Source organism: Bacillus sp. FG16, assembly GCF_057809515.1.
In genome coordinates, this window is sequence record NZ_JBMDKC010000030.1 from 25541 (window position 1) to 51889 (window position 26349).

Consider the following 26349-nt stretch of genomic DNA (forward strand, 5'->3'; position numbering starts at 1 on the left):
TGAACGAAAAATGTTCAGGCCTTTTTTATGTTATCATTAACTTATATATATAAGTTAATGGGGGTAGTATGATGAAAACAGAAAAAGAAAAGATGATACTAGGAGAAATGTACATACCGGCTGATCCAGTTTTAGTACAAGAAAGAGAGCAAGCACGTATATTAACGAGAAAATTAAATGATACGCCAGAAGAGCAATTAAAAGAGCGTAGCGAAATCGTAAAAGAATTATTTGGAACGACTGGAGATAACATTCATCTTGAATCTTCTTTTAGATGTGATTACGGTTATAACATTCACGTTGGCGAAAATTTTTACGCGAACTTTGACTGTACAATTTTAGACGTATGCTCGGTGACAATCGGAGTGAATTGTATGTTAGCTCCAGGTGTTCACATTTATACAGCAACACACCCGCTTGATCCAGTAGAGCGCATAAGCGGATCAGAATACGGAAAACCAGTCACAATTGGCGATAACGTATGGATTGGCGGGAGAGCGATTATTAATCCAGGTGTCACAATTGGAGACAATGCGGTTATCGCATCTGGCGCCGTTGTAACGAAAGATGTGCCTAATAATGTAGTAGTTGGCGGAAATCCTGCAAAGATTATAAAAAAACTAAAATAATATTTGAACGAAGTGCCTTCCTCAAGAGCAAAGAGCGGTCCTAATTCTTTCTTATTATCATGACATGCAGCAAAAAGAAATTGCAGAGATATTAAACATTCCGATTGGAACAGTGAAGTCGAGACTCCATAACGGGATAAAGAAATTGAAACAATTGCTGGAGGTGGACGAAATTGAGCGAAAATCCCTTTAAGAGTGAATATAAGTTACAGCAACATTTAGATAGTGATCATGTAGAAATACCAGACTTTCCAAAAACGGTAAGTCGCTTCGATCGATTAATCGGATTTCTTGGTTCCCCGGCGAAAGATCCTGTGGAGGCGACGATTGGCAATGATTTATCGGTTGTATTTCATGTGTCGTTATTAGTTGGGGTTCCAATTCTTTCTCTTATTACGATACTCTTTATGGCGTTGTAAAGGATTGGAAAGAAGAGAAATCCGGCCCTTATTTGACACGCCTATATAAATGATGGTATAAAGAAAAGTATATGAATAATTGAGCGTGGAAAGGGAGAAGTAGTGATCATTTCCCTGTTTTAGAGAGCTGATGGCCGGTGCAAATCAGCACATAGATGATCGCGAATTACGCCCCTAGAGCATCTTTTTTCGATTGAATTGTATTCAAAAGGGAAAAGACGGTGCTAAGCCGTTATGTAAATAAGGTGGTAGGCTTTTTTTGCCTGCAACTAGGGTGGTAACGCGATAATCAAAATCGTCCCTTATTTGAAGGGGCGATTTTTTTATGTTTTCAACCTTCACGCCAGTAATGAACTTAAAGGAGAGTATGTAGGATATGGGTATTTTACAAGATCTTGAATTTCGCGGTCTAATTAATCAGCAAACAGATGCTGAGGGCCTTGAGCAATTATTAGAAAAAGAAAGCGTTAAATTATACTGTGGTTTCGACCCGACAGCGGATAGCTTACACATCGGTCATATGTTACCAGTATTAATGTTACGTCGTTTCCAATTAGCTGGTCACCAACCAATCGCACTTGTTGGCGGTGGTACTGGTATGATCGGTGACCCAAGTGGTAAAAAAGCAGAGCGTACATTAAACACGAAAGATACAGTTGCTTACTACACAGAAAGCATTAAAAACCAACTTTCAAACTTCTTAGAGTTCGAAAACGTGGACAACCCAGCAACGATGGCTAATAACTATGATTGGCTTGGTAACTTAGATGTTATTTCATTCTTACGTGATATCGGTAAAAACTTCGGTTTAAACTATATGTTAGCAAAAGATACAGTAGCCTCTCGTTTAGATACTGGTATTTCATTCACTGAGTTTAGTTACATGATTTTACAATCATACGACTTCTTAAACTTATACCAAAACCATAATTGCCGCTTGCAAATCGGTGGTAGTGACCAATGGGGTAACATTACAGCTGGTCTGGAATTAATCCGTAAATCAGAAGAAGATGCGAAAGCATTCGGTTTAACAATTCCACTAGTTACGAAATCTGACGGTACGAAGTTTGGTAAAACAGAAGGCGGCGCAATTTGGTTAGACCCAGAGAAAACAACTCCTTACGAGTTCTACCAATTCTGGATTAACACAGATGACCGCGACGTTGTTAAATACTTAAAATACTTCACATTCTTATCTCATGAAGAAATTCTTGAGCTTGAAAAGCAAGTAGCTGAAGCACCAGAAAAACGTGCAGCACAAAAAGCATTAGGTTCTGAAATGACAAAACTTGTTCACGGCGAAGAAGCATTAGAGCAAGCGATTAAAATTTCAGCTGCATTATTTAGCGGTTCTGTAGCAGAACTAACTGCAAGCGAAATCGAGCAAGGATTCAAAGACGTACCATCTGTAGAACGTACTGCAGAAGATACAGTATTAATCGACTTACTTGTAGAAAGCAAAATCTCTCCATCAAAACGTCAAGCACGTGAAGATGTAACGAACGGCGCAATCTACGTAAACGGTGAGCGTACACAAGCATTAGACTACGTTGTAACAGAAAACGACCGCATCGAAGGTAAATTCACAATCATTCGCCGCGGTAAGAAGAAATATTTCTTAATTCGTTACTAATAAATAAAAAGCTTTGAGGAATTTCCTCAAAGCTTTTTTGTTTTAATCTCCTTTTCGAGTTCATACGGAAATCACATGTAAGCGGTATGATAAACGTATAACAATTAGAAAGGAGTGGTAAAACGAAATGTCACTAGAAGCGTTGATTATTTTTTCTTTGCTAAATGCGGGGCAACTTGCAGAGAATTCGAAGGTTGATATACATAAAGAGCAGAAAGATGCTTATGTATATGTTCAAAAAGAGGAAAATAAATAACTTTATTTTATATATAAACTTCAAAAGCCAATCCATTGGATTGGCTTTTTGTCAGGTTGTTGGAAAAAGAGCGTACATTTTTCTCTTTTAAACATTAGCTAAAATTTGATCATAGCACGAAGTAATAAGTGCTTCCAGATCTTTTAAGTCATTAACGTTATCAATAAAAATTCTACTCACTCCCTGTGATTTTGGGGCTTGTTCAACCACAAAATTAGGGCATAGCTGTTTAGTAGCTTCTAAATCGAGTCTTACAACTAAGGATTTTGCATCGCCATCAAGGAAGAGACGTATAAACCATTTTGTAATTACACGATTCATGATACAAAAATAACTAATAGTATCTTTATATTTGAGGTTACTGATATCTCTTTGATTCTCAGTTAAAATCTCTTTAACAATGTTAAATGCGGTTAGTTCATTTTCTGTAGTGAAAACTCTATCTGCTTTGTCGTCTTTATTAATGTCTTCAATTATTTCGATAGAAGCAGCTGCAACTAGGCTTGTTTCTATTTTCTCCGATGTTTTTGTTTCTTTTGGTGTTAAACCATCACTGATTATTTCTAATAGTGTTCGATTAATTGCTTTTTTAACGATTGGTCGGAATCGCTCTAAAACGTTATTTGTAATTCTAGTTGAGCTAAAGTCTCTAATTAGAAAACGAAGGAAGTCATCTGAAGGATTTTTAAATAGTTCTTTAATTGTAGAGTTTAAATTGGTCATATAAATAAGCTCTTCAGCATATTTTACGATTTCTTCAGCTTCAAAATTTTCTTTTGTAAAAGTTTCAATCGTTTCAATATCTAAATTCGTTAAATTATCCATACTGAATGTGAAGAAAGGTTTTTCATCCATCACATTGTCATTTGTTAAATCAGTATAAAACTTGTATTCTACACCATTAGTTAGTACCCCTACCTTGATATCAGGTAAGGCATTGAAATATCTAGATAGTTGCGCATCGTGTTTAAGGAGATTTTCTGTTACAGATTTTGCCTCGATTAAAATAATTGGAACTCCATTTTTAAAAACCGCATAATCGACTTTTTCTCCCTTCTTAGTTCCGAAGTCTGCAACATACTCAGGTCTAACTTCTAAAGGATTAAAAACGTCATAACCTAGTTTTTGAAGAAAAGGAATAATTAATGATTGCTTGGTCATTTCTTCATTAGTTATGTACTCTGTTCGTTCTAAAATTTGGTTAGCTATTTTGTTTATGTCATTTCTGAATTCCATATCAATGTCTCCTCGTTATAAAGTTTAAAAATCTTTAATATTATTGTTATTCCGTGAAAATTCATAATATAACAGAGTTCTTTATGGAAACAGGGAGGTTATTCTTTTTGTTTTAGATGGGAGTATAGGGTATTGGGATTTTTATGTTATGTAGGATATAAAAAATAATGGGGAATTGAAAAAAGCCAATCCACAGGATTGGCTTTTTGTCATTAACGAGAGTAGAACTCTACGATTAATGCTTCGTTGATTTCAGCTGGTAACTCAGCACGCTCAGCGTGACGAGTGTAAGTAGCTTCTAATTTGTCAGCATCGAAAGTTAAGTATTCTGGTACGAAGTTGTTAACTTCGATCGCTTCTTTAACAACAACAAGGCTGTTAGATTTTTCGCGAACGCTGATAGTTTGGTTAGGTTTTACACGGTAAGATGGGATATCTACGCGAGCGCCATCAACCATGATGTGACCGTGGTTTACTAATTGGCGAGCTGCACGACGAGTGCGAGCTAAGCCCATACGGTAAACTAAGTTGTCAAGACGAGCTTCAAGAAGGATCATGAAGTTTTCGCCGTGCTTACCAGGCATTTTACCTGCTTGGTCAAATGTGCGACGGAATTGACGCTCAGTCATGCCGTACATGTGACGAAGTTTTTGTTTCTCTTGTAATTGTAAACCGTATTCTGAAAGTTTCTTACGTTGGTTAGGACCGTGAGGACCTGGTGCGTAAGGGCGTTTTTCTAATTCTTTTCCTGTGCCGCTTAGAGAGATTCCAAGACGACGAGACAGTTTCCAAGCTGGACCTGTATAACGAGCCATAGTTGACTCCTCCTTTAAAAATGTTTTTATTTACGTAAAATAAAAACAGACGTAATCGATATTTACGGGCATTTTGTTTTCATGTACCTTCGCTCCAGCAGCAGGGAGTTACGAGATACACCTCCGTAGAGGAACAAAATACAAACGATAAACTCACATTACAAGGCTGCCTTTTTATTTTACACAAACGCTATTATATCTTTTACCCAGAGTTTCGTCAAGCGAGTACGTTTTTGTTTTATGCATATAAATTTTGGAAATTAATATAAGAAGGAATTTAAAACAATATAAAAGAAGAGATAGAAACACAAATAAAACGCTTACATAAAATGTAGTAAAAACGTTCATCAGTTTTTTACTGGTGAATATGCGGTAATAAAAACATAAAGGGGATGTTTTTATGAAAAAGAAGCATATGGAGACAGCGTTAATTCATCACGGTTATACACCTGAGGAACATAAAGGAAGTTTAACACCACCTTTATTTCAAACCTCTACGTTTACATTTGAGACTGCGCAGCAAGGAGAGGCGAGTTTTGCAGGATTGGATCCATCTTATATTTACTCAAGGCTTGGAAATCCGACTGTGAAATTATTTGAAGAACGTATGGCGGTGTTAGAAGGAGGAGAAGAAGCACTTGCCTTCGGATCTGGTATGGCAGCTATTTCAGCAACTTTAATCGGTTTTTTAAAGGCTGGAGATCATATTATTTGTTCAAATGGATTATATGGGTGTACGTACGGTTTTTTAGAAGTGTTAGAAGAAAAATTTATGATTACGCATTCGTTTTGTGAGATGGAGACAGAGGTTGATATTGAAAATAAAATTCGTCCAAATACAAAGCTTATTTTCGTTGAAACACCGATTAATCCAACAATGAAATTAATCGATTTAAAACAAGTTATTCAGGTTGCGAAGCAAAATGGTTTACTTGTCATTGTTGATAATACGTTTTGTTCACCTTATTTACAAAGACCGCTTGAGCTTGGCTGTGACGCTGTTGTGCATAGTGCGACAAAATATATTGGTGGTCATGGCGACGTTGTGGCGGGTGTAACGATTTGTAAAACGAAAGCGTTAGCTGAAAAAATTCGCCCGATGCGAAAAGATATCGGCGGCATTATGGCGCCGTTTGATGCGTGGTTATTATTACGCGGATTAAAGACGTTAGCGGTAAGAATGGATCGTCATTGTGATAATGCAGAAAAAATTGTATCGTTCTTAAGAAAACATGATGCGGTAGAAGGTGTTTGGTATCCAGAAGGGGAGTTAGCATCTCGTCAAATGAAACGCGGGGGCGGCGTTATTTCTTTTTCAGTAAAAGGTGGAAAAGAAGAGACGCAAGCATTTATTAATGATCTGCACTTTATTACAATTGCGGTGAGTTTAGGAGATACAGAAACGTTAATTCAGCATCCAGCAACGATGACGCACGCTGCGATTCCGGCTGAACTAAGAAAAGAAATGGGCATTTTCGATAATTTAATACGCTTATCAGTTGGTTTAGAATCGTGGGAGGATATCGTTTCTGATTTAGAGCAGGCATTAAAGAAAATATCTACTGTTAATCAATAAAAAAAGAGTGAGCTATCGGTTTTGTACAGGACGTACTAAATCGATAACTCACTCTTTTCTTTTTACATATGTTTTAGGAGTGTTTCCACAAACTTTTCTAAATAGCGCTGATCTACTTCATCAAAACGATTCTTTTCAGGACTATCAATGTCAAGTACACCAATGACAGCTCCTTCTTTCACAATCGGTACAACGATTTCTGAATTAGAAGCACTATCGCAAGCGATGTGACCTGGGAATTGGTGAACGTCCGCTACAAGCTGCGTTGTTTTCGTTTCAGCTGCTACGCCGCAAACGCCTCGTCCAAATGGAATGCGTACGCAAGCAGGCATTCCTTGGAACGGTCCAAGGACAAGCTGATTTCCTTCTGTTACGTAAAAGCCAACCCAATTAACGCGATCTAAAAATTGGTTTAATAATGCGGATGCATTTGATAAGTTTGCGACTACGTTTGATTCGCCAGTTAATAACGCATCCAGTTGTTTAATTACGGTCTCATATTGCTGCACGCGAGATCCTGCATAACTTTCTTTAGTAAACATGGAAACAGCTCCTTTTTTATCGAGATGTGTAAAATATTAGCAAAATACGATGTATTTCACATGACTTTGTCGATAGAAAATTAAAGGAATTTGTCTTAAAAGTCAAGAAATTTAAACTATAGCTGTTCATTGAGAGGAAGTGAGCGCATGAAGCAGACGAAACAAAAAGTAATTGATGCGGCAATATCGTTGTTTAATACGAAAGGTTATGATGGAACGTCGGTGCGAGACATTGCAAAGCGAGCGGATGTGAATGTAGCGAATATTTCATATTATTTTGCTGGGAAGCAAGGTTTATTAGAACAGCTTATTACTGATTTTTTAGAAGGGTATATTCATGTGATTGAAATTTCGTTTGAACAGAGAGAGTATTTGTCGGCTAAAGATGTGATGGTGCAAATGGTGCGTGGGATGTTACGATATCAATTTGAAAATAGAGAACTAACACGTTTCTTCTACCGAGAGCTTTCGCTTGATACGACATTAATTCGTGAAGTGATGACCGTTTATTTTTCTAAAGAAAGATATTATATAGAGCAAATTATTAGACAAGGACAAATGAAACAAGAATTTCAGAAAGTATCATTTACAATGTTTATGACGCAATTAAAAGGCATGATAAATATGCCGTTTTTATATCCACAATATATATCAGAAGTACTGCATTCTTTCCCGTCTGAGACATTTTTCATAGAAATATACACGAAAGAGATTGAGCAATGGATGGAACAAGCATTATGTAAAGCAAATATGTACCATGAATGGCCAAGAGCTGTTCATATGTGAAGAATCCCCACCTAACGAACTGAGGTGGGGATTTTTATGTTTACTTTTCTTTGCCATAAATTGTTACATAATAGCGCGATAATTGTTAATGCAGCTCCAGCAATTTCGATTTTATCGACTGTATAACCTCGAAAGATAGAACCAATCAGTGCAAGGATAGGGACTAAATTCATAAATAATATGCCGTTAATAGATGAAATATAGCGATTTCCCATATTCCAGCAAAATACAGCGATAACTCCTGCGATAATCGACATATAAAGGAGCTCAAAACGAACGCTAACAACTGTACGCAGTGACGGCATAGTAACTATATTTGTGTACGTTAAGAAAGTAACAATAACGATGAGTGAAATGGAGCCAAATAAACAAGTTAATGTCGTATATCGAAGTGGTGACCAAGATTGAAAACGAGCACCCCCGTTTGTATAAATGACCCAGCAAGTAACACCGCATAGCATTAATATATTTGTCGATAAGTGACTTGCAGCTCCAAATAATAAGTGAATATTTCCTTTTGAAATGACAAGCATAACACCGAGTAATGCAACGAACATACAAAGAAATGTGTAGTTTTGAGGGCGACGATTTTTCGTTATCCATTGCAGTGATAAGGCGATTAGAGGCATAAGGGACTGAATCATAGCTGCATGAATTGCTCCGGAAGGTCCAGCAAGCTGTTGTCCGTAGAAAACGAGAAAACCATATCCTGCGAAACCGACTGTCCCGTAAAAGAACAGAGAAAGTGTTCTTTTTTCTAAGCGGAGTGAAGTCTTCCCTTCAGTAATTAATAGCAAAATAAGAAAAATAATAGCTGCTGATCCATAGCGAATCGTTGTGAAGAAGAACGGATCGATAAATTGCAGGGCATTTGCCATTACAGGAAACATAAATCCCCAGGCAGTGACGGCGAGTAAGCATAGAAAGGATCCGATTAGCATTTGTTTTTTGTTCAAGAGTATCTTTCCCCTTTACATTTCGTTATAGTAAGTTGATGAAATAAGTATAAAGAGTAATTGTTTATAGGAGGAAATATCGATTTCTTATAACGGTTATAACTTTTTGTTAGAGGTGTGTACGATGGATTTGGAGGCAGTACGATCGTTTATCGAAGTGAAGCATACGCGAAGTTTATCAAAGGCAAGTAAGATTTTACATATATCTCAACCAGCGCTTAGTAAACAAATTCAAAAGTTAGAAGCGGATTTAGAGGTTACTTTACTTAAGCGTTCTGCGCAAGGAGTGGAGTTAACGGAGGCAGGAGAGTTATTTATAAAAAGAATGGTACCGATTTTGGAACAAATAAATGAAGCAAAAACAGAAATGAGGGGGTATCAAGAGAACCGAAAGTTTTCAATTGGTATACTACCGAGTTTAGCGGAGCATTACATATTAGAATGTAAAGATGTGTTAGGTGATGAGTTCGAAGTAGAGTGGCAAATCGGACATACGGAAGTATTAAGAGATTTATTTAAAGCGCGGGAGATTGAAGCGATGTTCATCGATTCAGTAGTAGAAGGTGCTACGTATATAAAAGAAGTGCAACAAGAGAAAATTGTTTGTGTCGTTTCAAATAATCATCCGTATAAAGAGAAGAAAGTCATTCAAATAGAAGAGCTGCAAAATGAAAAATTAATTGTATATCCAGAAATATGCGATGTAAGGAAAATGATTATGAACATGTTTCATGAGATAGGTGTAAAACCAACTATAGCTGTGGAAACATCTTACGCAGAACCGATGCTTACAATGGTAAAAGCTGGCCTTGGTATCACGTTACTTCCAGAAAGGGCAGTAGAGCAGTCTGTAAGGCAGGGGAATGTATATGTAATTTCTGTTGAACCACCACTCATGCGGAAAATTTATTTCGTATCTCATACGAAAGATTGTTTGTTATTACAATCATTTGAGGATAGGTAGTGAGGTAGGCGGAATATTGAGAAAGATTACAATCTCATTGAAAGAAACATGAAATTTTAAAAAAAACTAGGTCAAAAACAAGCCATTACATGGTATGATTAGTACATTGTTAGTTGTTAAATATAGGGGAATTCCCTTTTTATACATAATGCCTTCCATTTCATAAACGGAACGGACAAAAAAAGAGATATAACTAGGAGGCTTTTTTGCATGGATTCTATCCTGACGATCGTTATCATTGTAGTAAGCTCTATTCTAGTGCTGCTCATGATAGAGCTTGTGATAAGAAATCGTTCATATAAAGATATTGAAGCACTGGAGCAGTGGAAACAAGAGATAAAAGATAAACCTGTGGCAGATGAACTAAAACGGGTAAAAGATTTAAACATGACGGGTCAAACAGAAGAACTGTTTGGTAAATGGCGTGAAGAATGGGATGAAATTGTATCAACAACCCTTCCGAAAGCTGACAAAGATTTAGCGCAAGCGCGAAAATTCGCCTCGCAATTCTCCTTCCGAAAAGCAAAGCATGCGATGAACGAATCCATAAGTGGTTTAGATGACGCTGATAATCGTATTACAGGTGTTTTAAATGAATTACAGCAATTGTTAGAAAGCCATGAGAAAAATAGCTCGGAAATTGAAGGGTTACGTGATACATATCGTAGTATGAAAAAGAGTGTTCTTGCTCATAGACATATGTATGGAGCAGCAGAGCAGAAAATCGAAGAGATGCTAGATGCTGAATCTAATAAATTTAAAAGCTTTGAAGAAGCAACAGATAATGGTGACTACTTAAAAGCGAGAGAAATTGTTATTAGTTTAGAAGAAGGTTTAGCAAGTTTAGAAATCATTATTCACCAAATTCCAGATTTATTAGTAGAGTGTCAAGCGACGCTACCAGTTCAACTGGAAGATTTATTACACGGACATAATGATATGGTAAGACAAGGTTATGTATTAGAGTATTTGGAAATCCCTAAAGAAGTTCGCGATATGACGACACAACTAAACACATGTTTAATGGATATACAGGAGCTTCATATAACAGAAGCGGCTGAAAAAGTGGAAGACTTAAAAACTCGTTTAGATGGTTTCTATGATCAACTTGAGCAAGAGGTGCATGCGAGACATTATGTGGAGCAAAAAACACTTTCTGTTTATGAAGACTTAGAAGAAATACGTATCGAAACGATTGAAACGAAAACAGAAACACAACTTGTGAAACAAAGCTATCAATTGCAAGATAAGGATATTGAATCTCAAAAAGTAATTGAAAAGCAAATGCACATTTTAACGAAACGTTTTGAAATGCTACAATTACGCGTTGCTGAACAAGATATTGCCTTCTCTATTATTCGTGAGGAACTAGAAGAGGTTTATGAGCAATGTGAAACGTTAAAAGTACTTCATGCAGAATATAAAGAAATGCTGCAAACGATGCGTAAAGAAGAATTTGAAGCGCGTGAGAAGTTACAAGAAATGCGAAATACTATTTTCGAAACGAAACGCTTTATGCAAAAGTCGAATTTGCCAGGTCTTCCAGAGAGTATTATGGAAGATTTAAAAAGAGGGCAAATGGCAATGCAAGCTGTATATGAACAATTAGAAGTGAAGCCGTTAAACATGAACGCTGTAAATAGCAGTTTAGAAGAAGCATACACAACTGTGAACGGTGTAGCTGAAATGACAGAAGAGTTAATTGGACAAGCGTATTTAGTTGAAAAATTAATTCAATACGGTAACCGTTACCGCAGTCATGATGAAAGCCTTGCAGAAAGCTTAAATTATGCGGAGAAATTATTCCGTGAATATCAATACGATGCAGCTTTAGAACAAGCCGCTTCTGTACTAGAGCAACTTGAACCTGGTGTTGTTCAAAAAATAGCTGAATATGTAGACAATGAACAAACCCTTTCATAAAAGGGTTTGTTTTTTTGTGTAATTTTGCAGGCGATGTTGCTATAATGAATAGCGGAATACAGTAAGGTTATTCGTTTCAAAATAAAGTGAAACTGTAATCAGTGGGGGGATTCATCCCTACTGATTACTAGTTGAACCAATCGGGCATTTACGGGCAGTTGATCTCCCACCTAACTTCTTTGCTCTAGTTGAACTTTGAGGTGAGAGTCTTACTGCCCGTTAATGCGGGGTAAAGTGAAACTGTAATCAGTGGGGGGATCTCACTAATTATTATTCTTCACTAATCGGGATAAAACGGAACCTTTGCGTAGTCTTAGCGTAATGACACGTATTTATGATATGATTATATGATGTGATAGCGCTGAAAGGGGAAGAACGATGATCTATTTTGATAATAGTGCGACGACGAAGCCATATCCAGAAGCTCTTCAATCGTACGTGACGGTTGCTGGGAAATATTTTGGTAATCCTTCTTCTATTCATTCGCTTGGAGGAGAGGCAGAGCGTCTATTAACACAATCAAGAACGATTGCAGCGCAGCTTCTTCACGTTAAACCTTCTGAAATTATTTTCACATCAGGTGGAACGGAAGGGAACAACCTTGCGATTAAAGGGATAGCAATGAGGAATCGTTCGCGCGGCAAACATATCATTACAACAAATATTGAACACGCGTCTGTGTTTGAGGCATATAAGCAATTAGAAGAACTCGGATTTGATGTAACATATTTACCGGTTAACGAGCATGGTGTTGTATCGGTAGAGGATGTAAAACGAGCACTTCGTGAAGATACGATTCTTGTATCAATTATTCATGTGAACAACGAAACTGGAGCAATTCAGCCCGTTGCTGAAATTGGAACGTTATTATCGAATCATCCGAAAATAAGATTCCATGTAGATCATGTACAAGGGATAGGAAAAGTACCGCTTGATTTATATGCTTCTCATATTGATCTTTGCTCAATATCTGGACATAAATTCCACAGTGTAAAAGGAACGGGTCTTCTTTATATACGTGATGGCGTAAGATTAGATCCGATTTTATCAGGTGGTCAACAAGAGCTTAAGTATCGCTCTGGTACAGAGAATTTACCTGGCATTGTAGCAATGGTGAAAGCACTTCGCATGACAATGGAACAAGTGAAAGAAAAGGTAGCTCATTTGCAAAGTTTACAAGCAGAGCTTGTCAGCTTCTTTAAAGAGATGGAAGACGTGACGATTAATACATCGCTTGTATATGCAGCGCCGCACATTTTAAATGTATCATTTGTTGGTTTAAAACCAGAAGTAGTCGTTCATGCTTTAGAAGAGCACGGTGTATATGTATCGACGAAGTCTGCCTGTTCTTCAAAAGCAAATGAAGTGAGCAGAGTGTTAGTGTCAATGGGAGTGCCGCATGCAGCAGCTGCAAGCGCTATTCGTATTAGTTTGGCACCAGACAACACGATGGAAGAAGTAAAACAATTTGAAGGTATTGTAAAAGAGACGATGCCAAAATTATATGAAGTGATGAGGTAAAGAAATATGATGACATATGAATATATTTTAGTGCGTTACGGAGAAATGACGACAAAAGGTAAAAACCGTTCTAAATTTGTAAGCACATTAAAAGATAACGTGAAGTTCAAACTGAAAAAGTTTCCAAATATTAAAATTGATGCAACGCATGACCGTATGTACATCCAGTTAAATGGTGAAGATCATGAAGCAATCTCTGAAAGATTGAAAGACGTATTTGGTATTCATAAGTTTAACTTAGCGATGAAAGTACCATCAGAATTAGAAGATATTAAAAAAGGTGCATTAGCAGCTTTCTTACAAGTAAAAGATGATGTGAAAACATTTAAAATTACAGTGCACCGTTCTGATAAGCGCTTCCCAATGAAGACGATGGAGTTACTTCCAGAAATTGGTGGGCATATTTTAGAAAATACAGAGGATATCACAGTAGACGTCCATAATCCAGATGTGAATGTACGTGTAGAAATTCGCAGTGGTTACAGCTATATTATGTGTGGTGAGCATATGGGAGCTGGCGGTTTACCAGTTGGCGTTGGCGGAAAAGTAATGGTACTTCTTTCTGGTGGTATTGATAGCCCAGTAGCAGCGTACTTAACGATGAAACGCGGCGTATCTGTGGAAGCAGTTCACTTCCATAGCCCACCTTTCACAAGTGAGCGTGCAAAACAAAAAGTAATCGATTTAGCACAAGAGTTAACGAAATACTGTAAACGTGTAACGCTTCACCTTGTTCCGTTTACAGAAGTGCAAAAAACGATTAATAAAGAAATCCCATCTAGCTATTCAATGACGGTTATGCGCCGTATGATGATGCGTATTACAGAGCAGATTGCTGAGGAGCGTAACGCACTTGCAATCACAACTGGTGAAAGTCTTGGACAAGTAGCAAGCCAAACATTAGATAGCATGCATACGATTAACGAAGTAACAAACTACCCAGTTATTCGTCCGCTTATTACGATGGATAAATTAGAAATTATTAAAATTGCTGAAGAAATCGGCACGTATGATATTTCAATTCGTCCATACGAAGATTGCTGTACAGTATTCACACCAGCTAGTCCAGCGACGAAACCGAAGCGTGAAAAAGCAAATCGATTTGAAGCGAAATACGATTTCACACCATTAATTGAAGAAGCTGTAGCGAACAAAGAAACAATGGTATTACAAACGGTTGAAGTAGTGGCGGAAGAAGAAAAATTCGAAGAACTTTTCTAAAACCATAAATTACCATATCTAAAACATGTATGAAGTCATGTTGTTTATCACACTCTATACTCACAAGGAGGTGATACAATATGGCAAGCACAAATAAATTAGCAGTGTCTGGTGCTCAAGCAGCATTAGATCAAATGAAGTACGAAATCGCTCAAGAGTTTGGTGTTCAACTTGGAGCTGATGCAACATCTCGCGCTAACGGTTCTGTTGGTGGCGAAATTACAAAACGTCTAGTTTCACTAGCTGAGCAACAATTAGGCGGTTTCCAAAAATAATCCCATATACGATGGCTTAGAAAGAGCGGGTTTTCCCGCTCTTTCTTTTTGTTGTTCATATTAGTATAAATTCATTTCGACAAAAGCATAAAAAAATTGTCAAAAGAAGAGGGTTCAAAATTTACTGAAAATTCTTTATTATATAAGGGAGGCATAAAGAAAAAGGAGGATGTTTATGAAGAGAGAGGAATTGTTGGCACCACCATCTTATAATTTAGTTTCAGAAATAGAGAAATATACAGACGATAAAGAGAAGCTTGCTTTAATTTGGCAAGATGATAAAGGGAATAGACGAGAAGTTACATATTTTGAATTAATGCAAGGTGCAAATAAAATTGGAAACGCTTTTATAAAAAGTGGCTTACAAAAAGGGGACAAGCTCCTTATTATGATGCCGCGCTTAATTGAAGCGTACATGACGTATATCGCTGCGATTAAAGCGGGATTTGTCGTAATTCCAAGTTCGGAAATGTTGCGTAAAAAAGATATCGAATATCGAATTGGACATGGCGAAGTAAAAGCGATAGTAAGCTATGAGCCGTACATTGGACAGTTTGATGATATAGAAGCAATGGAATCTCTTCAAAAATTCGTCCTGAGCGAGCAGTCAGTAGACGGATGGATCAATTTAAAGACAGCATTAGAAACAGAAAGTGACATGTTAGAAATGGCGAAAACAGATAAAGAAGATATGGTCTTTTTATCTTACACGTCAGGGACGACAGGAAACCCGAAAGGTGTCGTTCATACGCACGCGTGGGCATACGCTCATTTACGTACAAGCGCCCCAAATTGGCTCGGAATTGAAGAGAATGATGTTGTATGGGCAACGGCTAGCCCAGGGTGGCAAAAGTGGATTTGGAGCCCGTTTTTAGCAACTCTCGGTTCAGGGGCAACAGGATTTGTATACAACGGTAAGTTTGAACCGAAAACGTATTTAAATTTATTAGACGATAATAAGGTGAATGTGCTTTGTTGTACACCGACTGAGTATAGATTAATGGCAAAGGTAGAAGATTTAAGCGAGTACAATTTAGAGGCGTTACATAGCGCTGTATCCGCAGGTGAGCCGTTAAATAGAGAAGTCATTGGAACATTCCAAAAGCACTTTGATATTACAGTAAGAGACGGCTATGGGCAAACGGAAAATACACTACTTGTTGGTGTAATGAAAGGGATGGATATTAGACCAGGATCAATGGGGAAACCAACGCCAGGTAACCATGTCGATATCGTAAATGAGGAAGGTATTCCAGTTAAAGTAGGCGAAGTTGGTGATATTGCAGTTCACATTGAAACGCCGGCCCTCTTTAAACAATATTATAAAGACGATGAGCGTACAGCGATGCAATTCCGCGGTGACTATTATATTACAGGTGATAAAGCGAAGAAAGATGAAGACGGCTACTTCTGGTTTGAAGGGCGTGGTGATGATATCATTATTAGCTCTGGTTATACAATCGGGCCGTTTGAAGTAGAGGATGCGCTTGTAAAACATCCTTACGTAAGAGAATGTGCGGTTGTCGCAAGTCCTGATGAAATTCGCGGAAGTGTCGTGAAGGCATTTATCGTATTAAGAGAGAATATAGAAAAGAACGAAGAAACATTAATTCCAACACTCCAACAACACGTCAAAGAACTCACTGCACCATATAAATACCCTCGCAAAATTGAATTTGTAGATGAACTACCAAAAACGATTTCTGGAAAAATTCGCCGTATTGAACTTAGAAAACAAGAGATGGAGATTCCGTCAAAATAATTTTGAAAACAGTGAAGTAAATAGTTGAATGAAATGCAAAACAATGATAATATAAAAACGAACACAAGTTCGATTTTATAAACTTAAAAAAGAGGTGTCCGTATGATTTTAGGTATTAATCCGTACTTAGTTTTAGATGGTAGTGGGCAAGAAGCTGTACAGTTTTATAAAGAGGCTTTAGATGCAAAAGTAGAAGTCATGCAAACTTTTGGTGACATGCCTGAAAATCCAGAATACCCGATTCCAGCTGAAGCGAAAGAGCGCGTTTTACACGCTACTTTAAAAGTTGGTAATACGGATCTTATGATTTCTGATACATTCCCAGGTCAAGGGCATGCAATCGGATCTCAAGTAACAATCGCAATTCAAATTAGTAATGCAGAAAAAGCAAAAGAAGTATTCGATAAGTTACAAGAAGGTGGAGAGGTTATCATGCCACTCCAAGAAACATTCTGGAGCCCAGCATACGGACAAGTAAAAGATAAATTTAATATTGAATGGCAAATTACAACGAACCCTACTGAACAAAATTAATTTTTGGAAAAGCACCATGTTTTGAAATGGTGCTTTTTTCTATACAATAAAGTAGAGGAGATGAAATATATGGGAGAAATTTGGTACGGCGGCACTATTTACACGATGAAGGAAGAAACTGAAACAGCGGATGCGATTTACGTTGAAAACGGCATAATCGTTGATATTGGGAGTAAAGAAGAGCTAGAAGCCCAATATTCGGTGGGGAAATTGTATGATTTAGAAGGCAAAACAATGATCCCAGGTCTCGTTGATAGTCATATGCATCTTATTGGTCATGGAGAGAGGTTACTCCGTCTAGATTTATCAAATTGTACATCTTACAAAGAAGTGCTTACTCTTGTCCAGAAGCGAGTGGAAGAAGCTCCAAAGGGATCTTGGATTATTGGAGAAGGATGGAATGAAAATAACTTTACAGATACGAAAAATGTTCATGCGCGTGATTTAGATGAAATTTCGAAGGAACATCCCATTTTATTAAAGCGAGTTTGTCGTCACGTTACATGGGTGAATTCATACATACTGCAAGAAGCGAACATAACAGAAGCGATGCAAAATCCAAAAGGCGGGAAAATCGGCAGGGATTCCTCAAATAAGTTAACAGGACTTTTATATGAACAAGGACAAGAATTAATTAAACATGTTCAGCCTGAAATTGATGAAGCGTATTTACAAAGAGCTTTGCAAACAGCGATTAAAGATTGTTGGCAATACGGCCTCATTGGCGGGCATACGGAAGATTTAAATTACTATGGTGGTTTTAGAAAAACGCATAATGCGTTTTCTCATGTTATAAAAGAAATGCCATTTAAAGCCCATTTGCTCGTTCATCATGAAGTAGCACATGAACGAAAAGAATATGAAAATGAACATTATATTGAATTTGGGGCAATGAAAATCTTTTCTGACGGCTCTTTTGGCGGAAGAACAGCATTATTAAGTGAACCGTATGAAGATGCGAAGGAAACGAATGGGGTTGCAATTTTCTCACGTGAAGAACTTGCAGAATTAGTGAAGAAAGCACGAGACTTACATATGCCAGTTGCGATTCATACTATCGGTGACTTATCGCTTGAATATGTCATTGATGCACTCGAATTATATCCACCAGCAGAAGGGTTACGTGACCGCATTATTCATTGTCAGCTTGCTCGTGAAGAGTTGATTGAAAGAATGAAAAACTTGCAAGCCATTATTGATATACAGCCAGTCTTTCTTTCATCAGATTTTCCGTCAGTCATTGAAAAACTGGGAGAACACCGTCTTCGTTATGCGTATGCTTGGAAGACATTACTGGAAGCAGGACTACATTGTAATGGTGGCTCAGATGCTCCTATTGAACAAGTAAATCCGTTTTTAGGCATATATAGCGCTGTTACACGTAGAAGTTTTATTGACGGTGTATGCTATATGCCTGAGGAAAGATTAACGGTATATGAGGCTGTTTCTTTATTTACAACAGGAAGTGCTTATGCAATCGGAAAAGAAGAGAAGCGAGGGCAAATTACAAAAGGATATGAAGCAGACTTTACAATATTAGACCGCAATATTTTTGAAATTGAGGCAGAAGAAATAAAAGAAGTACAAGCAGAAATGACCGTAATAGATGGCCAAGTTGTCTATAGAAAAGATGCGTAAAAATATATCAGCGATTATTAAAATATATCGACTTACCGACAAAAACTGACAAGGGTAGCGGCTGGATATTAAGAGATTGTTGTCCGCGCCAATCGTGGTAAATAAATAACCGCAGAATTATGGGATCCCATAATTCTGCGGTTATTTTAATCCTATAAAAACGTTCTCTGTACTTTTTCCCAGAAAGAATTGTTTTTTAATTTAACTGTTTTAATTTGTTTATCGCTTAAGCGTACAACAGCTTTTTCAACTTGTTTAATGCTAAGCGCTTCGTTATCCATGCCGATAACAGGATAATCGTTACCGTCTGGTCTTAGTTTTAAAGTTAATGTACGCTTATGATTTAAAATGAACGGTGAACCGAGCGTACGGTAAGTGTTGTTGTTTAAAGATGCTAGTTCGCTTACTTGGAAACATGGAATAAGTGGGTCAACAACTGCACCATGCAATGATTTATTGTAAGCTGTACTTCCTGTTGGGGTAGAAACAACTAAACCGTCCCCTCTAAATGTTTCGAAGTATAAATCATCAACGTGAACATCTACAACGAATGTTTTAATAATGCTAGAACGTAATGAGAACTCATTTAAACAATGGAAAGATGTACTGTGATCTACATCTACCTGAATTGTTGGATATTTTCGCACTTCAATTTCATTTTTTGTAATTTCTTGAAGGGCTGTATCAACGTGATCAATGTGGAAATCGCAGTAGAACGAAGTTTCATCTTTCGTAGAAATCCCTGCGTATAAGCAATCTTCCCTAAAACCAGTTTTACGAACGGCTTGTAAGAAGGTTGCATCATCTCCAACACTGACGATAGCGTTTGCATTTTTTGGATGATCTAATATGGTAAATCCATTCTCTTCTAAAATACGATAGATTGGTTTCATTTTTTCAACGAGCGTTGCTTTGTCATCACCATAAAAGAAAAATAAATTGCGACGATCTGCCATTATGTATCCCTCCACTGCAGTTAAATTTTCTGTTTTTCGTGCTACATATCATTAGAGTCCGTTCCCTGATGATATGTTCAAATAATATATTTCGATACAAATTGTCAAAATACCTTTTTATTTTTAGAAAAATTTTTATATTCAATCTTATGGAACTCTGTTTAATGATGAATAAACTTGTCGATAATGGGTACGGAGTGAAAGGATGATACGTATGAAGTGGCTCGTAATTGGAATAATAATTCTTCTCCTTTTTATTTTGCTTATACTATTGTCGAAAATATCGCTTAAGGTGACATTTTTATATTCAGAAATGGAAAAGCAATGTTTATTTCAAGTGAAAATATGGATGATTCGATATACATTTGACGTGTTGGAAAGAATTGAAAAACAGCAGAAAAAGACGGGACAAAAAATCGAAAAAGCTGAAAAGGACGGCGGACTAGATAATAAAATTATGGCGCAACTTGACAGCATAGGTGAACTGATAAAAAAGCTTCAAGACGTTCATACTATCGTTAAAGATTTTCTCAAACGAGTGAAAATCAATGGTTGGAGATGGCATACACAAATTGGAGCAGGCGACGCAGCTAGTACTGGAATTGTCACTGGATATGCATGGGGGACAAAAGGAATGGCTGCTGGAGTTGTCGGACAATATATGCATATTGTTGACGTACCAGAATTTGAAATTACACCTGTTTTTCAAGGGAAGGGATTTGCATCGAGATGTGAGTTAACAGCATCTTTTCGTATATTCCGTACTGTAAAAACAGCGGTGAAATTACTCATATTTATGAGGCAGCAAAGATCTGGCATGGAAAAAAACTCTGTTCAAGCATAGGGGGGATATAGAATGGACCATCCAATTCAAGGTTTAATGACAACCGCAATGCAGCATTTAAAACAAATGACTGATGTAAATACAATTGTTGGTGACCCAATTAAAGCGGCAGATGGAAGTGTAATTCTTACAGTTTCGAAAGTAAGTTTCGGATTTGCTGCTGGTGGAAGTGAATTTGGTAGAGTAGAACATTCAGGCCGTCATCCATTTGGCGGAGGAAGTGGAGGAGGAGTTTCTATTAATCCTGTTGCCTTTCTTGTTATAAATGGAGATGGTGTGAAAGTATTGCACTTAGATAAACAAACACATGTCATCGATAAAATAATTGAATTAGCGCCACAAGCTGTTGATAAAGTGAAAGAAATGATGGATAAACGAAAAGAAGATGATCCTGAATTTCAAATTTAACGAATAAAGAAGCTAATCAATAGGTTAGCTTCTTTTATTTTTTTGTAAATAAAGCGATTTTATTTGCATTATCGATAGGGACAAACTATCATTTACATTGTACATATTTTGTTTAAATAAGGGAGGATTTTCAAGTGGCAAACGTAACTTTTAAAGGTAATCCAATGACTTTAGTTGGAACAGAAGTTAAAGTTGGCGATCAAGCGCCAAACTTCCAAGTATTAGCAAACGACTTATCTCCAGTAAGTTTAGAAACATACAAAGGCGAAGTGAAATTAATTAGTGTTGTACCTTCAATCGACACAGGTGTGTGTGATGCACAAACACGTCGTTTTAACCAAGATGCAGCAGGTATTGAAAACGCGAAAGTATTAACAATTAGCGCTGATTTACCATTCGCTCAAAAACGCTGGTGTGCAGCAAACGGTTTAGAAAATGTTGTAACACTTTCTGACCACCGTGACCTTTCATTCGGTGAAGCTTACGGCTTAGTAATGAAAGAACTTCGTTTACTTGCTCGTGCAGTATTCGTAGTAGATAGCAATGACAAAGTAGTTTACGTAGAATACGTAGGCGAAGGTACAAGCCATCCAAACTATGAAGCAGCATTAGAAGCAGCTAAATCTGCAAAGTAATGTGAAGGAAATGACCTCTTATAAAGAGGTCGTTTTTTCTCATATATCGCTGCGTAACGGTGCCGATATATGAGAAAAAACGTTATATCATATATAACTTGAGAGGGAGCTCTTTACAGGAGGTCGCTTTTTCTTTTTGGAAAAAATCACTTTGTGGTATGATATAAGTTATGTGTAAAAGAGAGAAGGAGGAATGTACGTGAGTCAGACAGTGGAAACATTATTTTCTATTTTTGATTCTTCTGCGGTAGTTTTACGTAAAGAATTAGATGTGACATATTTAGAGGCGCTTGTAGAAACAGGTGATAACTTGTTTGAGGGAGCGATTTTACAAGAGGAATTATCCGAATCAGCAATTGAAAGGCTGAATCGTGAATATAGTACGTTTAATGAAGAAACATATAAAGGTGAAGAAATTCGTAAAGCATTTCAGTTAGCCATCTTAAAAGGAATGAAAGAAGGCGTACAAGCCAATCATGAAATGACGCCTGATGCAGTTGGGATGTTCATGAGTTACTTATTCCATAAATTTATGCAAGGTCAAAACGAAATTACAGTTTTAGATCCTGCAATTGGAACAGGAAATTTAATGACTACAGTGTTTAATAGCGCCAAAGAAGGACTAACAATGAGTGGATTTGGTGTAGAAGTGGATGAAGTGCTAATTAAACTTGCTTTAGTAAATGCAAATTTACAAAAGCATGCAATCGAATTCTTCCATCAAGATGGACTAGCACCACTTTATATCGATCCAGTTGATGCAGTCGTTTCAGACTTACCGATTGGTTACTATCCAAACGAAATCGGTGCAAGTGAATATAAATTAAAAGCAGATGAAGGAATGTCGTATGCCCATCACTTATTTATTGAACAAAGTGTGAAACATACGAAAGAGGGCGGGTACTTATTCTTCTTAGTACCAAACTTTATTTTTGAAAGTGACCAGGCACCAAAATTACATGCATTTATTAAAGAAACATGCTTTATTCAAGGGTTATTACAGCTTCCTGTTTCCATGTTTAAAAACGAGAAAAATGCAAAAAGTATATTTGTTCTCCAAAAGAAAGGCTCTAATGTAACAATGCCAAAACAGGCGTTATTAGTGGAGTTGCCTAAATTCTCTAACATGAAGGCGATGGAGAATATTATGGATCAATTAAATACTTGGTTTGCAACACATAAATAAAGCTGGGTATATGTAACAGAGTTAGTGATTTATGTAGTACAGTTTTATATAATATGTCATATTTTTAAATATATACTAGATTTAACTGAATTTTTTTGAAATCTGTAATATATATTTTTTCTTGGTGTTACAATTTTTTCACTTGAAATATATGTCGGACGATGTTTAAATTAAAATCGTGAGTATAAAATTTGCTAATGATGAAACGTTTTCATATTTAGTAAATTTGATTAGATAAAATCGAGCGGTTTGTGGAAACATCCACACAACTACCAAGAGAAAAAGGGGCGAAAGACTAGATGTCAAAAATCATCGCGATTAACGCAGGAAGCTCTTCCTTAAAATTCCAATTATTTGAAATGCCAAGTGAAACAGTATTAACAAAAGGTTTAGTAGAACGTATCGGTTTAGAAGATAGTATCTTCACTATTACTGTAGATGGCGAAAAACAAAAAGAAATTACAAACATTCCAGATCACGCAGTAGCAGTTAATATGCTTCTTAAAAAATTAACTGAAAACGGAATCGTTAAATCTCTAGATGAGATTGGCGGTATCGGTCACCGTGTTGTTCACGGCGGCGAAAAATTTGCTGACTCTGTTTTAATTACTGATGAAGTATTAGCTGATATCGAAGAATTAAGCGATTTAGCACCACTTCATAACCCAGCAAACGTTGTTGGTATTAAAGCATTCAAAGAAGTATTACCAAACGTACCAGCAGTAGCAGTATTCGATACAGCATTCCACCAAACAATGCCGGAATCTGCATTCCTATACAGCTTACCATATGAGTACTATGAAAAATTCGGCATCCGTAAATACGGTTTCCACGGAACTTCTCATAAATATGTAACTGAGCGTGCGGCTGAATTATTAGGTCGTCCAATTGAAAGCTTAAGCTTACTTTCTTGTCACTTAGGTAACGGTGCAAGTATCGCAGCAGTAGAAGGCGGTAAATCTATCGATACTTCTATGGGCTTCACTCCACTTGCTGGTGTAACAATGGGTACACGTTCTGGTAACCTTGACCCTGCGTTAATTCCATACATCATGGAAAAAACAGGCCAAACAGTAGAAGAAGTAGTTAACGTATTAAACAAGAAGAGTGGTATGTTAGGTCTTACTGGTTACTCTAGTGACCTACGTGACATCATTGCGAAAGAAGAAGAAGGCGACCACCGTGCGAAAGTAGCACTTGATGTATTCGTAAGCCGTATCCACAAATACATCGGTTCTTACACAGCTCGTATGAAGGGTGTAGACGCAATCATCTTTACAGCTGGTGTAGGTGAGAACAGTGCGATTATTCGTGAGCGTGTATTAGAAGGCCTTGAGTACATGGGCGTATACTTCGATGTAAAACGTAATAACGTATTCGGTGAAGAAGCATTCACCAGCTTCCCACACTCTCCAGTAAAAATTATCGTAATTCCAACTGACGAAGAAGTTATGATTGCTCGTGACGTATTACGTCTTGGAGATATTGGTTAATATATGAAAAGAAAGACGAGATCCTACAGGATTTCGTCTTTTTTCTTTTGGATGTATTTTAAAACTCCATCTGGATATAGTATTTTTTCTTTCTGAATGAATGCCGTAATAGGAATCCATTTCGCATACGCTACTGTTTGCTCATCTTGTATATTTAATATTTTCATTTCATATAGTGATGTGTCCAATAAACGCAAAGAATATAGTTGAATGATTTCATGACCAATGCCCCCATCTAGATGAAAGACATTTTCTAAACAACCTAAATAATTGATGATTTCTATCTCCGTATGAAGCTCTTCTTTAAACTCCAGAATAACAGTATGTGCTGATTTTTCACCAAGTTCAATGGAACCGCCAAGAGGACGATAATATGTTTCGCCTTCTGTATGATATTCTTGTACGAGAAGGCGATCCTGATGTACAGCAAGACCGAAAGCCTTTGCACGTGGATACATATAGAATCACTCCTTATTTGTTTCGTATAAGGACGATTATAATGTATGGTGTGATAAAAGTATCGTGTATTTAAGTGTGCGGTCTAACTGTAATTCCATCAAATAACTCTTTCCAAAATGCTTCATTGTATTGGTATACATCCATAATAGGACATTTCATAACGCAAGTATGTTGTAATCCCCAATCTTCTTGGGTGATAGTTGGTATATCGGCAGGAATTAGTAATAGGACAGAGAATGTATGTGTAACGATTTGAGATAAAATTTGTTCTAGGGAACATGCTTCTTCATATGTTCCTCCAGTTCGAATAAACAATATGGATTCTGCCGTTTCAATTGTAGTTAGAAAACGATTAATTCGATGTTCATAGTTTAACTTAATTTCTGTATAAGAAGGCCAAGAAGTTGGTGTGTTTACATCTGTTTTAAAGTCATGACAGGAGTCAATTTCATAAAGGTTGTCCCTTAATCTTAATTTGGCATCATCATCCCAAAATGAGATGAAGGATAGATTTTCGAAATTTAAAAAACGGTCAAATCGATTTTGTAATAATAAATTTACTTTCGTTAATGAAGGACTTAGCATAAAATCAATAACGCCAAAAAATGGTGATAATTCTAATTGATATAATGCCCAAGCAGGCCAACAGTTTTGTCCTAAGCTGAATACTGCGTTATAATTTTGTTTTAGATTGGATAGATTCATGTGAAGCATCTCATCCTTTTTGCCATTATTTTATGTCACTCATAAAGGTTATGTGAAAAGAGATATACAAGCATATTTGTAAAGAATAAGCAGAAATATGTTACAATAGAAAAAAATCGAACGAGGTGGTTGTTACGATGCGATCGAAGCGAGAACAAGCCATTTTAGACAATATAAAAGAATGGGAAGCGCAATTAGTTGAGCAAGAAGCGACCGATTTTCAAAAAGTGTTTGATAAATGGTTACATACTACAGTTGCGAAATTACCTGAGAAAAAGCGAAAAGAATTCTTTACGAAAGCAGATGGATGGCTCTTTCATTTGCATGCATTTATTCAAAGTTCACAAGCACAGTTAGATGCACGTAATCGGATTTTAGGAACATCGAGATTATTTGATGAATCGATTGAACAGCTTGAAGATTTGAAAGCATTGTCTATTGATCAGTTAACATACATAGCAGAGCAGCAAACAGCACGTCATCGTCTATATTCATTTGTGCAAGGCGGGGCGACAGGTGCTGGAGGTTTATTATTATTAACGGCGGATTTTCCGGTTATGATCGCGTTAAATGTGAAGGCGGTCCAACTTATTGCAACATCATTTGGGCATGATGTGAACAAGCCATATGAAATGATGCTTGCGTTAAAGGTGTTTCACGCGTCATTACTACCAGGAAGACTTCAGCAATACGCATGGTACAATTTATTGCAAGAGCTGGAACAAGAAGATTCGTTCTTTTATGAAGGAGACGAAGCAGTGTTACAAACAGCTTCTACTGAAGTTGTGTTAAAACAAATTTTGAAGACATTTTCGATTTATGCTCTTCGTCGTAAATTATTCCAAGGTATTCCGGTAATTGGAATGGCAATTGGATCTACAGTGAATTATCGTTTAACAAGAAATGTTACTGAATTTGCAAATAGATTTTATCAAGTGCGCCATATAGTCGAGAAAGAAAAAAGAGCATAAAAAAAA

Annotated in this window: 27 protein-coding genes, 1 pseudogene and 1 other annotated feature; of the genes and pseudogenes, 21 read left to right on the forward strand and 7 right to left on the reverse strand. The window is 37.0% G+C overall.

The window, feature by feature from the left end; all coding sequences use genetic code 11:
* Positions 1-68: 68 nt before the first annotated feature.
* The 5 genes and pseudogenes from ACODS7_RS13380 to ACODS7_RS13400 all read left to right on the forward strand — a co-directional run bounded on the left by ACODS7_RS13380 (position 69) and on the right by ACODS7_RS13400 (position 2937).
* Positions 69-629, forward strand: coding sequence for a maltose acetyltransferase domain-containing protein (locus ACODS7_RS13380; protein ID WP_029443422.1), 561 nt, complete (start codon positions 69-71; stop codon positions 627-629).
* A 16-nt stretch (positions 630-645) separates the two neighbouring features.
* Positions 646-822: pseudogene (locus ACODS7_RS13385) on the forward strand (RNA polymerase sigma factor); the annotation flags it as partial.
* Positions 803-1048, forward strand: a complete 246-nt coding sequence (locus ACODS7_RS13390; RefSeq protein ID WP_029443419.1) for a hypothetical protein — start codon at positions 803-805, stop codon at positions 1046-1048. The pseudogene ACODS7_RS13385 and the gene ACODS7_RS13390, both read left to right, overlap by 20 nt.
* Before the next feature lie 77 nt (positions 1049-1125).
* Positions 1126-1354 (forward strand) — a binding site (T-box leader).
* Between the two features lie 70 nt (positions 1355-1424).
* Entirely contained in the window at positions 1425-2681 is a 1257-nt protein-coding gene (tyrS, locus tag ACODS7_RS13395) for a tyrosine--tRNA ligase (RefSeq protein WP_000512075.1), read from the forward strand.
* Between the two features lie 127 nt (positions 2682-2808).
* Positions 2809-2937: a hypothetical protein gene (locus ACODS7_RS13400; protein ID WP_000050940.1), complete on the forward strand. Its 129-nt coding sequence runs from the start codon at positions 2809-2811 to the stop codon at positions 2935-2937.
* Between the two features lie 87 nt (positions 2938-3024).
* Here the strand turns inward: ACODS7_RS13400 and ACODS7_RS13405 are convergent, their stop codons facing one another.
* Positions 3025-4173 (reverse strand): type I restriction endonuclease, encoded by a 1149-nt coding sequence (locus tag ACODS7_RS13405; protein ID WP_029443418.1) that lies wholly within the window; start codon positions 4171-4173, stop codon positions 3025-3027.
* Between the two features lie 212 nt (positions 4174-4385).
* The gene (gene rpsD / locus ACODS7_RS13410; protein ID WP_000135320.1) at positions 4386-4988 is read right to left on the reverse strand and encodes a 30S ribosomal protein S4; all 603 of its coding nucleotides are present in this window, start codon (positions 4986-4988) and stop codon (positions 4386-4388) included.
* Between the two features lie 400 nt (positions 4989-5388).
* Here rpsD and megL point away from each other — a divergent pair, with 400 nt between their 5' ends.
* The gene (gene megL / locus ACODS7_RS13415) at positions 5389-6564 is read left to right on the forward strand and encodes a methionine gamma-lyase (RefSeq protein WP_029443417.1); all 1176 of its coding nucleotides are present in this window, start codon (positions 5389-5391) and stop codon (positions 6562-6564) included.
* A gap of 62 nt (positions 6565-6626) precedes the next feature.
* Here megL and ACODS7_RS13420 read toward each other — a convergent pair whose 3' ends face one another.
* A complete protein-coding gene (locus tag ACODS7_RS13420) occupies positions 6627-7106 on the reverse strand; it encodes a GAF domain-containing protein (RefSeq protein WP_000494340.1) in 480 nt (159 codons plus the stop codon).
* A 147-nt stretch (positions 7107-7253) separates the two neighbouring features.
* On the opposite strand from ACODS7_RS13420, the gene refZ reads away from it, so the two are divergent.
* Positions 7254-7892: a forespore capture DNA-binding protein RefZ gene (gene refZ, locus ACODS7_RS13425; protein ID WP_016080064.1), complete on the forward strand. Its 639-nt coding sequence runs from the start codon at positions 7254-7256 to the stop codon at positions 7890-7892.
* An 11-nt stretch (positions 7893-7903) separates the two neighbouring features.
* Here refZ and ACODS7_RS13430 read toward each other — a convergent pair whose 3' ends face one another.
* Positions 7904-8848 carry a DMT family transporter gene (locus ACODS7_RS13430; RefSeq protein WP_029443416.1) on the reverse strand — a complete coding sequence of 315 codons (945 nt, stop codon included), beginning with the start codon at positions 8846-8848 and terminating at the stop codon, positions 7904-7906.
* A 124-nt stretch (positions 8849-8972) separates the two neighbouring features.
* Here ACODS7_RS13430 and ACODS7_RS13435 point away from each other — a divergent pair, with 124 nt between their 5' ends.
* From ACODS7_RS13435 to ACODS7_RS13470, 8 genes are all read left to right on the forward strand, one after another.
* Positions 8973-9812 carry a LysR family transcriptional regulator gene (locus ACODS7_RS13435; RefSeq protein WP_048563689.1) on the forward strand — a complete coding sequence of 280 codons (840 nt, stop codon included), beginning with the start codon at positions 8973-8975 and terminating at the stop codon, positions 9810-9812.
* A gap of 210 nt (positions 9813-10022) precedes the next feature.
* Positions 10023-11735 carry a septation ring formation regulator EzrA gene (ezrA, locus tag ACODS7_RS13440; RefSeq protein ID WP_016080067.1) on the forward strand — a complete coding sequence of 571 codons (1713 nt, stop codon included), beginning with the start codon at positions 10023-10025 and terminating at the stop codon, positions 11733-11735.
* A 378-nt stretch (positions 11736-12113) separates the two neighbouring features.
* On the forward strand, positions 12114-13256 hold the full coding sequence (locus ACODS7_RS13445) for a cysteine desulfurase family protein (RefSeq protein ID WP_043935397.1): 1143 nt from the start codon (positions 12114-12116) through the stop codon (positions 13254-13256).
* 6 nt (positions 13257-13262) lie between these two features.
* Positions 13263-14477, forward strand: a complete 1215-nt coding sequence (thiI, locus tag ACODS7_RS13450; RefSeq protein ID WP_016080068.1) for a tRNA uracil 4-sulfurtransferase ThiI — start codon at positions 13263-13265, stop codon at positions 14475-14477.
* 80 nt (positions 14478-14557) lie between these two features.
* On the forward strand, positions 14558-14752 hold the full coding sequence (locus tag ACODS7_RS13455; RefSeq protein WP_000168890.1) for an alpha/beta-type small acid-soluble spore protein: 195 nt from the start codon (positions 14558-14560) through the stop codon (positions 14750-14752).
* Positions 14753-14927: 175 nt separating this feature from the next.
* The gene (mbcS, locus tag ACODS7_RS13460; RefSeq protein ID WP_000817726.1) at positions 14928-16514 is read left to right on the forward strand and encodes an acyl-CoA synthetase MbcS; all 1587 of its coding nucleotides are present in this window, start codon (positions 14928-14930) and stop codon (positions 16512-16514) included.
* Positions 16515-16616: 102 nt separating this feature from the next.
* Positions 16617-17048, forward strand: coding sequence for a VOC family protein (locus tag ACODS7_RS13465; protein WP_016080070.1), 432 nt, complete (start codon positions 16617-16619; stop codon positions 17046-17048).
* 69 nt (positions 17049-17117) lie between these two features.
* Positions 17118-18686 (forward strand): amidohydrolase, encoded by a 1569-nt coding sequence (locus ACODS7_RS13470; protein WP_098138641.1) that lies wholly within the window; start codon positions 17118-17120, stop codon positions 18684-18686.
* Between the two features lie 152 nt (positions 18687-18838).
* Here ACODS7_RS13470 and ACODS7_RS13475 read toward each other — a convergent pair whose 3' ends face one another.
* A complete protein-coding gene (locus tag ACODS7_RS13475; RefSeq protein ID WP_098138643.1) occupies positions 18839-19642 on the reverse strand; it encodes an NAD kinase in 804 nt (267 codons plus the stop codon).
* Between the two features lie 205 nt (positions 19643-19847).
* Between ACODS7_RS13475 and ACODS7_RS13480 the strand changes: the two genes are divergently transcribed.
* The 5 genes from ACODS7_RS13480 (at position 19848) to ackA (ending at position 24208) form a co-directional block, all read left to right on the forward strand.
* A complete protein-coding gene (locus ACODS7_RS13480; RefSeq protein WP_029443410.1) occupies positions 19848-20486 on the forward strand; it encodes a DUF2953 domain-containing protein in 639 nt (212 codons plus the stop codon).
* A gap of 12 nt (positions 20487-20498) precedes the next feature.
* The gene (gene ytfJ, locus ACODS7_RS13485; RefSeq protein ID WP_000350007.1) at positions 20499-20894 is read left to right on the forward strand and encodes a GerW family sporulation protein; all 396 of its coding nucleotides are present in this window, start codon (positions 20499-20501) and stop codon (positions 20892-20894) included.
* A gap of 134 nt (positions 20895-21028) precedes the next feature.
* Positions 21029-21529 carry a thiol peroxidase gene (tpx, locus tag ACODS7_RS13490; RefSeq protein ID WP_000024527.1) on the forward strand — a complete coding sequence of 167 codons (501 nt, stop codon included), beginning with the start codon at positions 21029-21031 and terminating at the stop codon, positions 21527-21529.
* A 199-nt stretch (positions 21530-21728) separates the two neighbouring features.
* The gene (locus ACODS7_RS13495) at positions 21729-22715 is read left to right on the forward strand and encodes a class I SAM-dependent methyltransferase (RefSeq protein ID WP_000084365.1); all 987 of its coding nucleotides are present in this window, start codon (positions 21729-21731) and stop codon (positions 22713-22715) included.
* A 299-nt stretch (positions 22716-23014) separates the two neighbouring features.
* Positions 23015-24208, forward strand: coding sequence for an acetate kinase (gene ackA / locus ACODS7_RS13500; protein WP_243168990.1), 1194 nt, complete (start codon positions 23015-23017; stop codon positions 24206-24208).
* A gap of 23 nt (positions 24209-24231) precedes the next feature.
* Here the strand turns inward: ackA and ACODS7_RS13505 are convergent, their stop codons facing one another.
* Both ACODS7_RS13505 and ACODS7_RS13510 read right to left on the reverse strand, forming a co-directional pair.
* Positions 24232-24666: an NUDIX hydrolase gene (locus ACODS7_RS13505; protein ID WP_029443409.1), complete on the reverse strand. Its 435-nt coding sequence runs from the start codon at positions 24664-24666 to the stop codon at positions 24232-24234.
* A gap of 70 nt (positions 24667-24736) precedes the next feature.
* Positions 24737-25372, reverse strand: a complete 636-nt coding sequence (locus ACODS7_RS13510; RefSeq protein WP_029443408.1) for a DUF1796 family putative cysteine peptidase — start codon at positions 25370-25372, stop codon at positions 24737-24739.
* 137 nt (positions 25373-25509) lie between these two features.
* Between ACODS7_RS13510 and ACODS7_RS13515 the strand changes: the two genes are divergently transcribed.
* A complete protein-coding gene (locus ACODS7_RS13515; RefSeq protein WP_001256853.1) occupies positions 25510-26343 on the forward strand; it encodes an EcsC family protein in 834 nt (277 codons plus the stop codon).
* Positions 26344-26349: the final 6 nt, after the last annotated feature.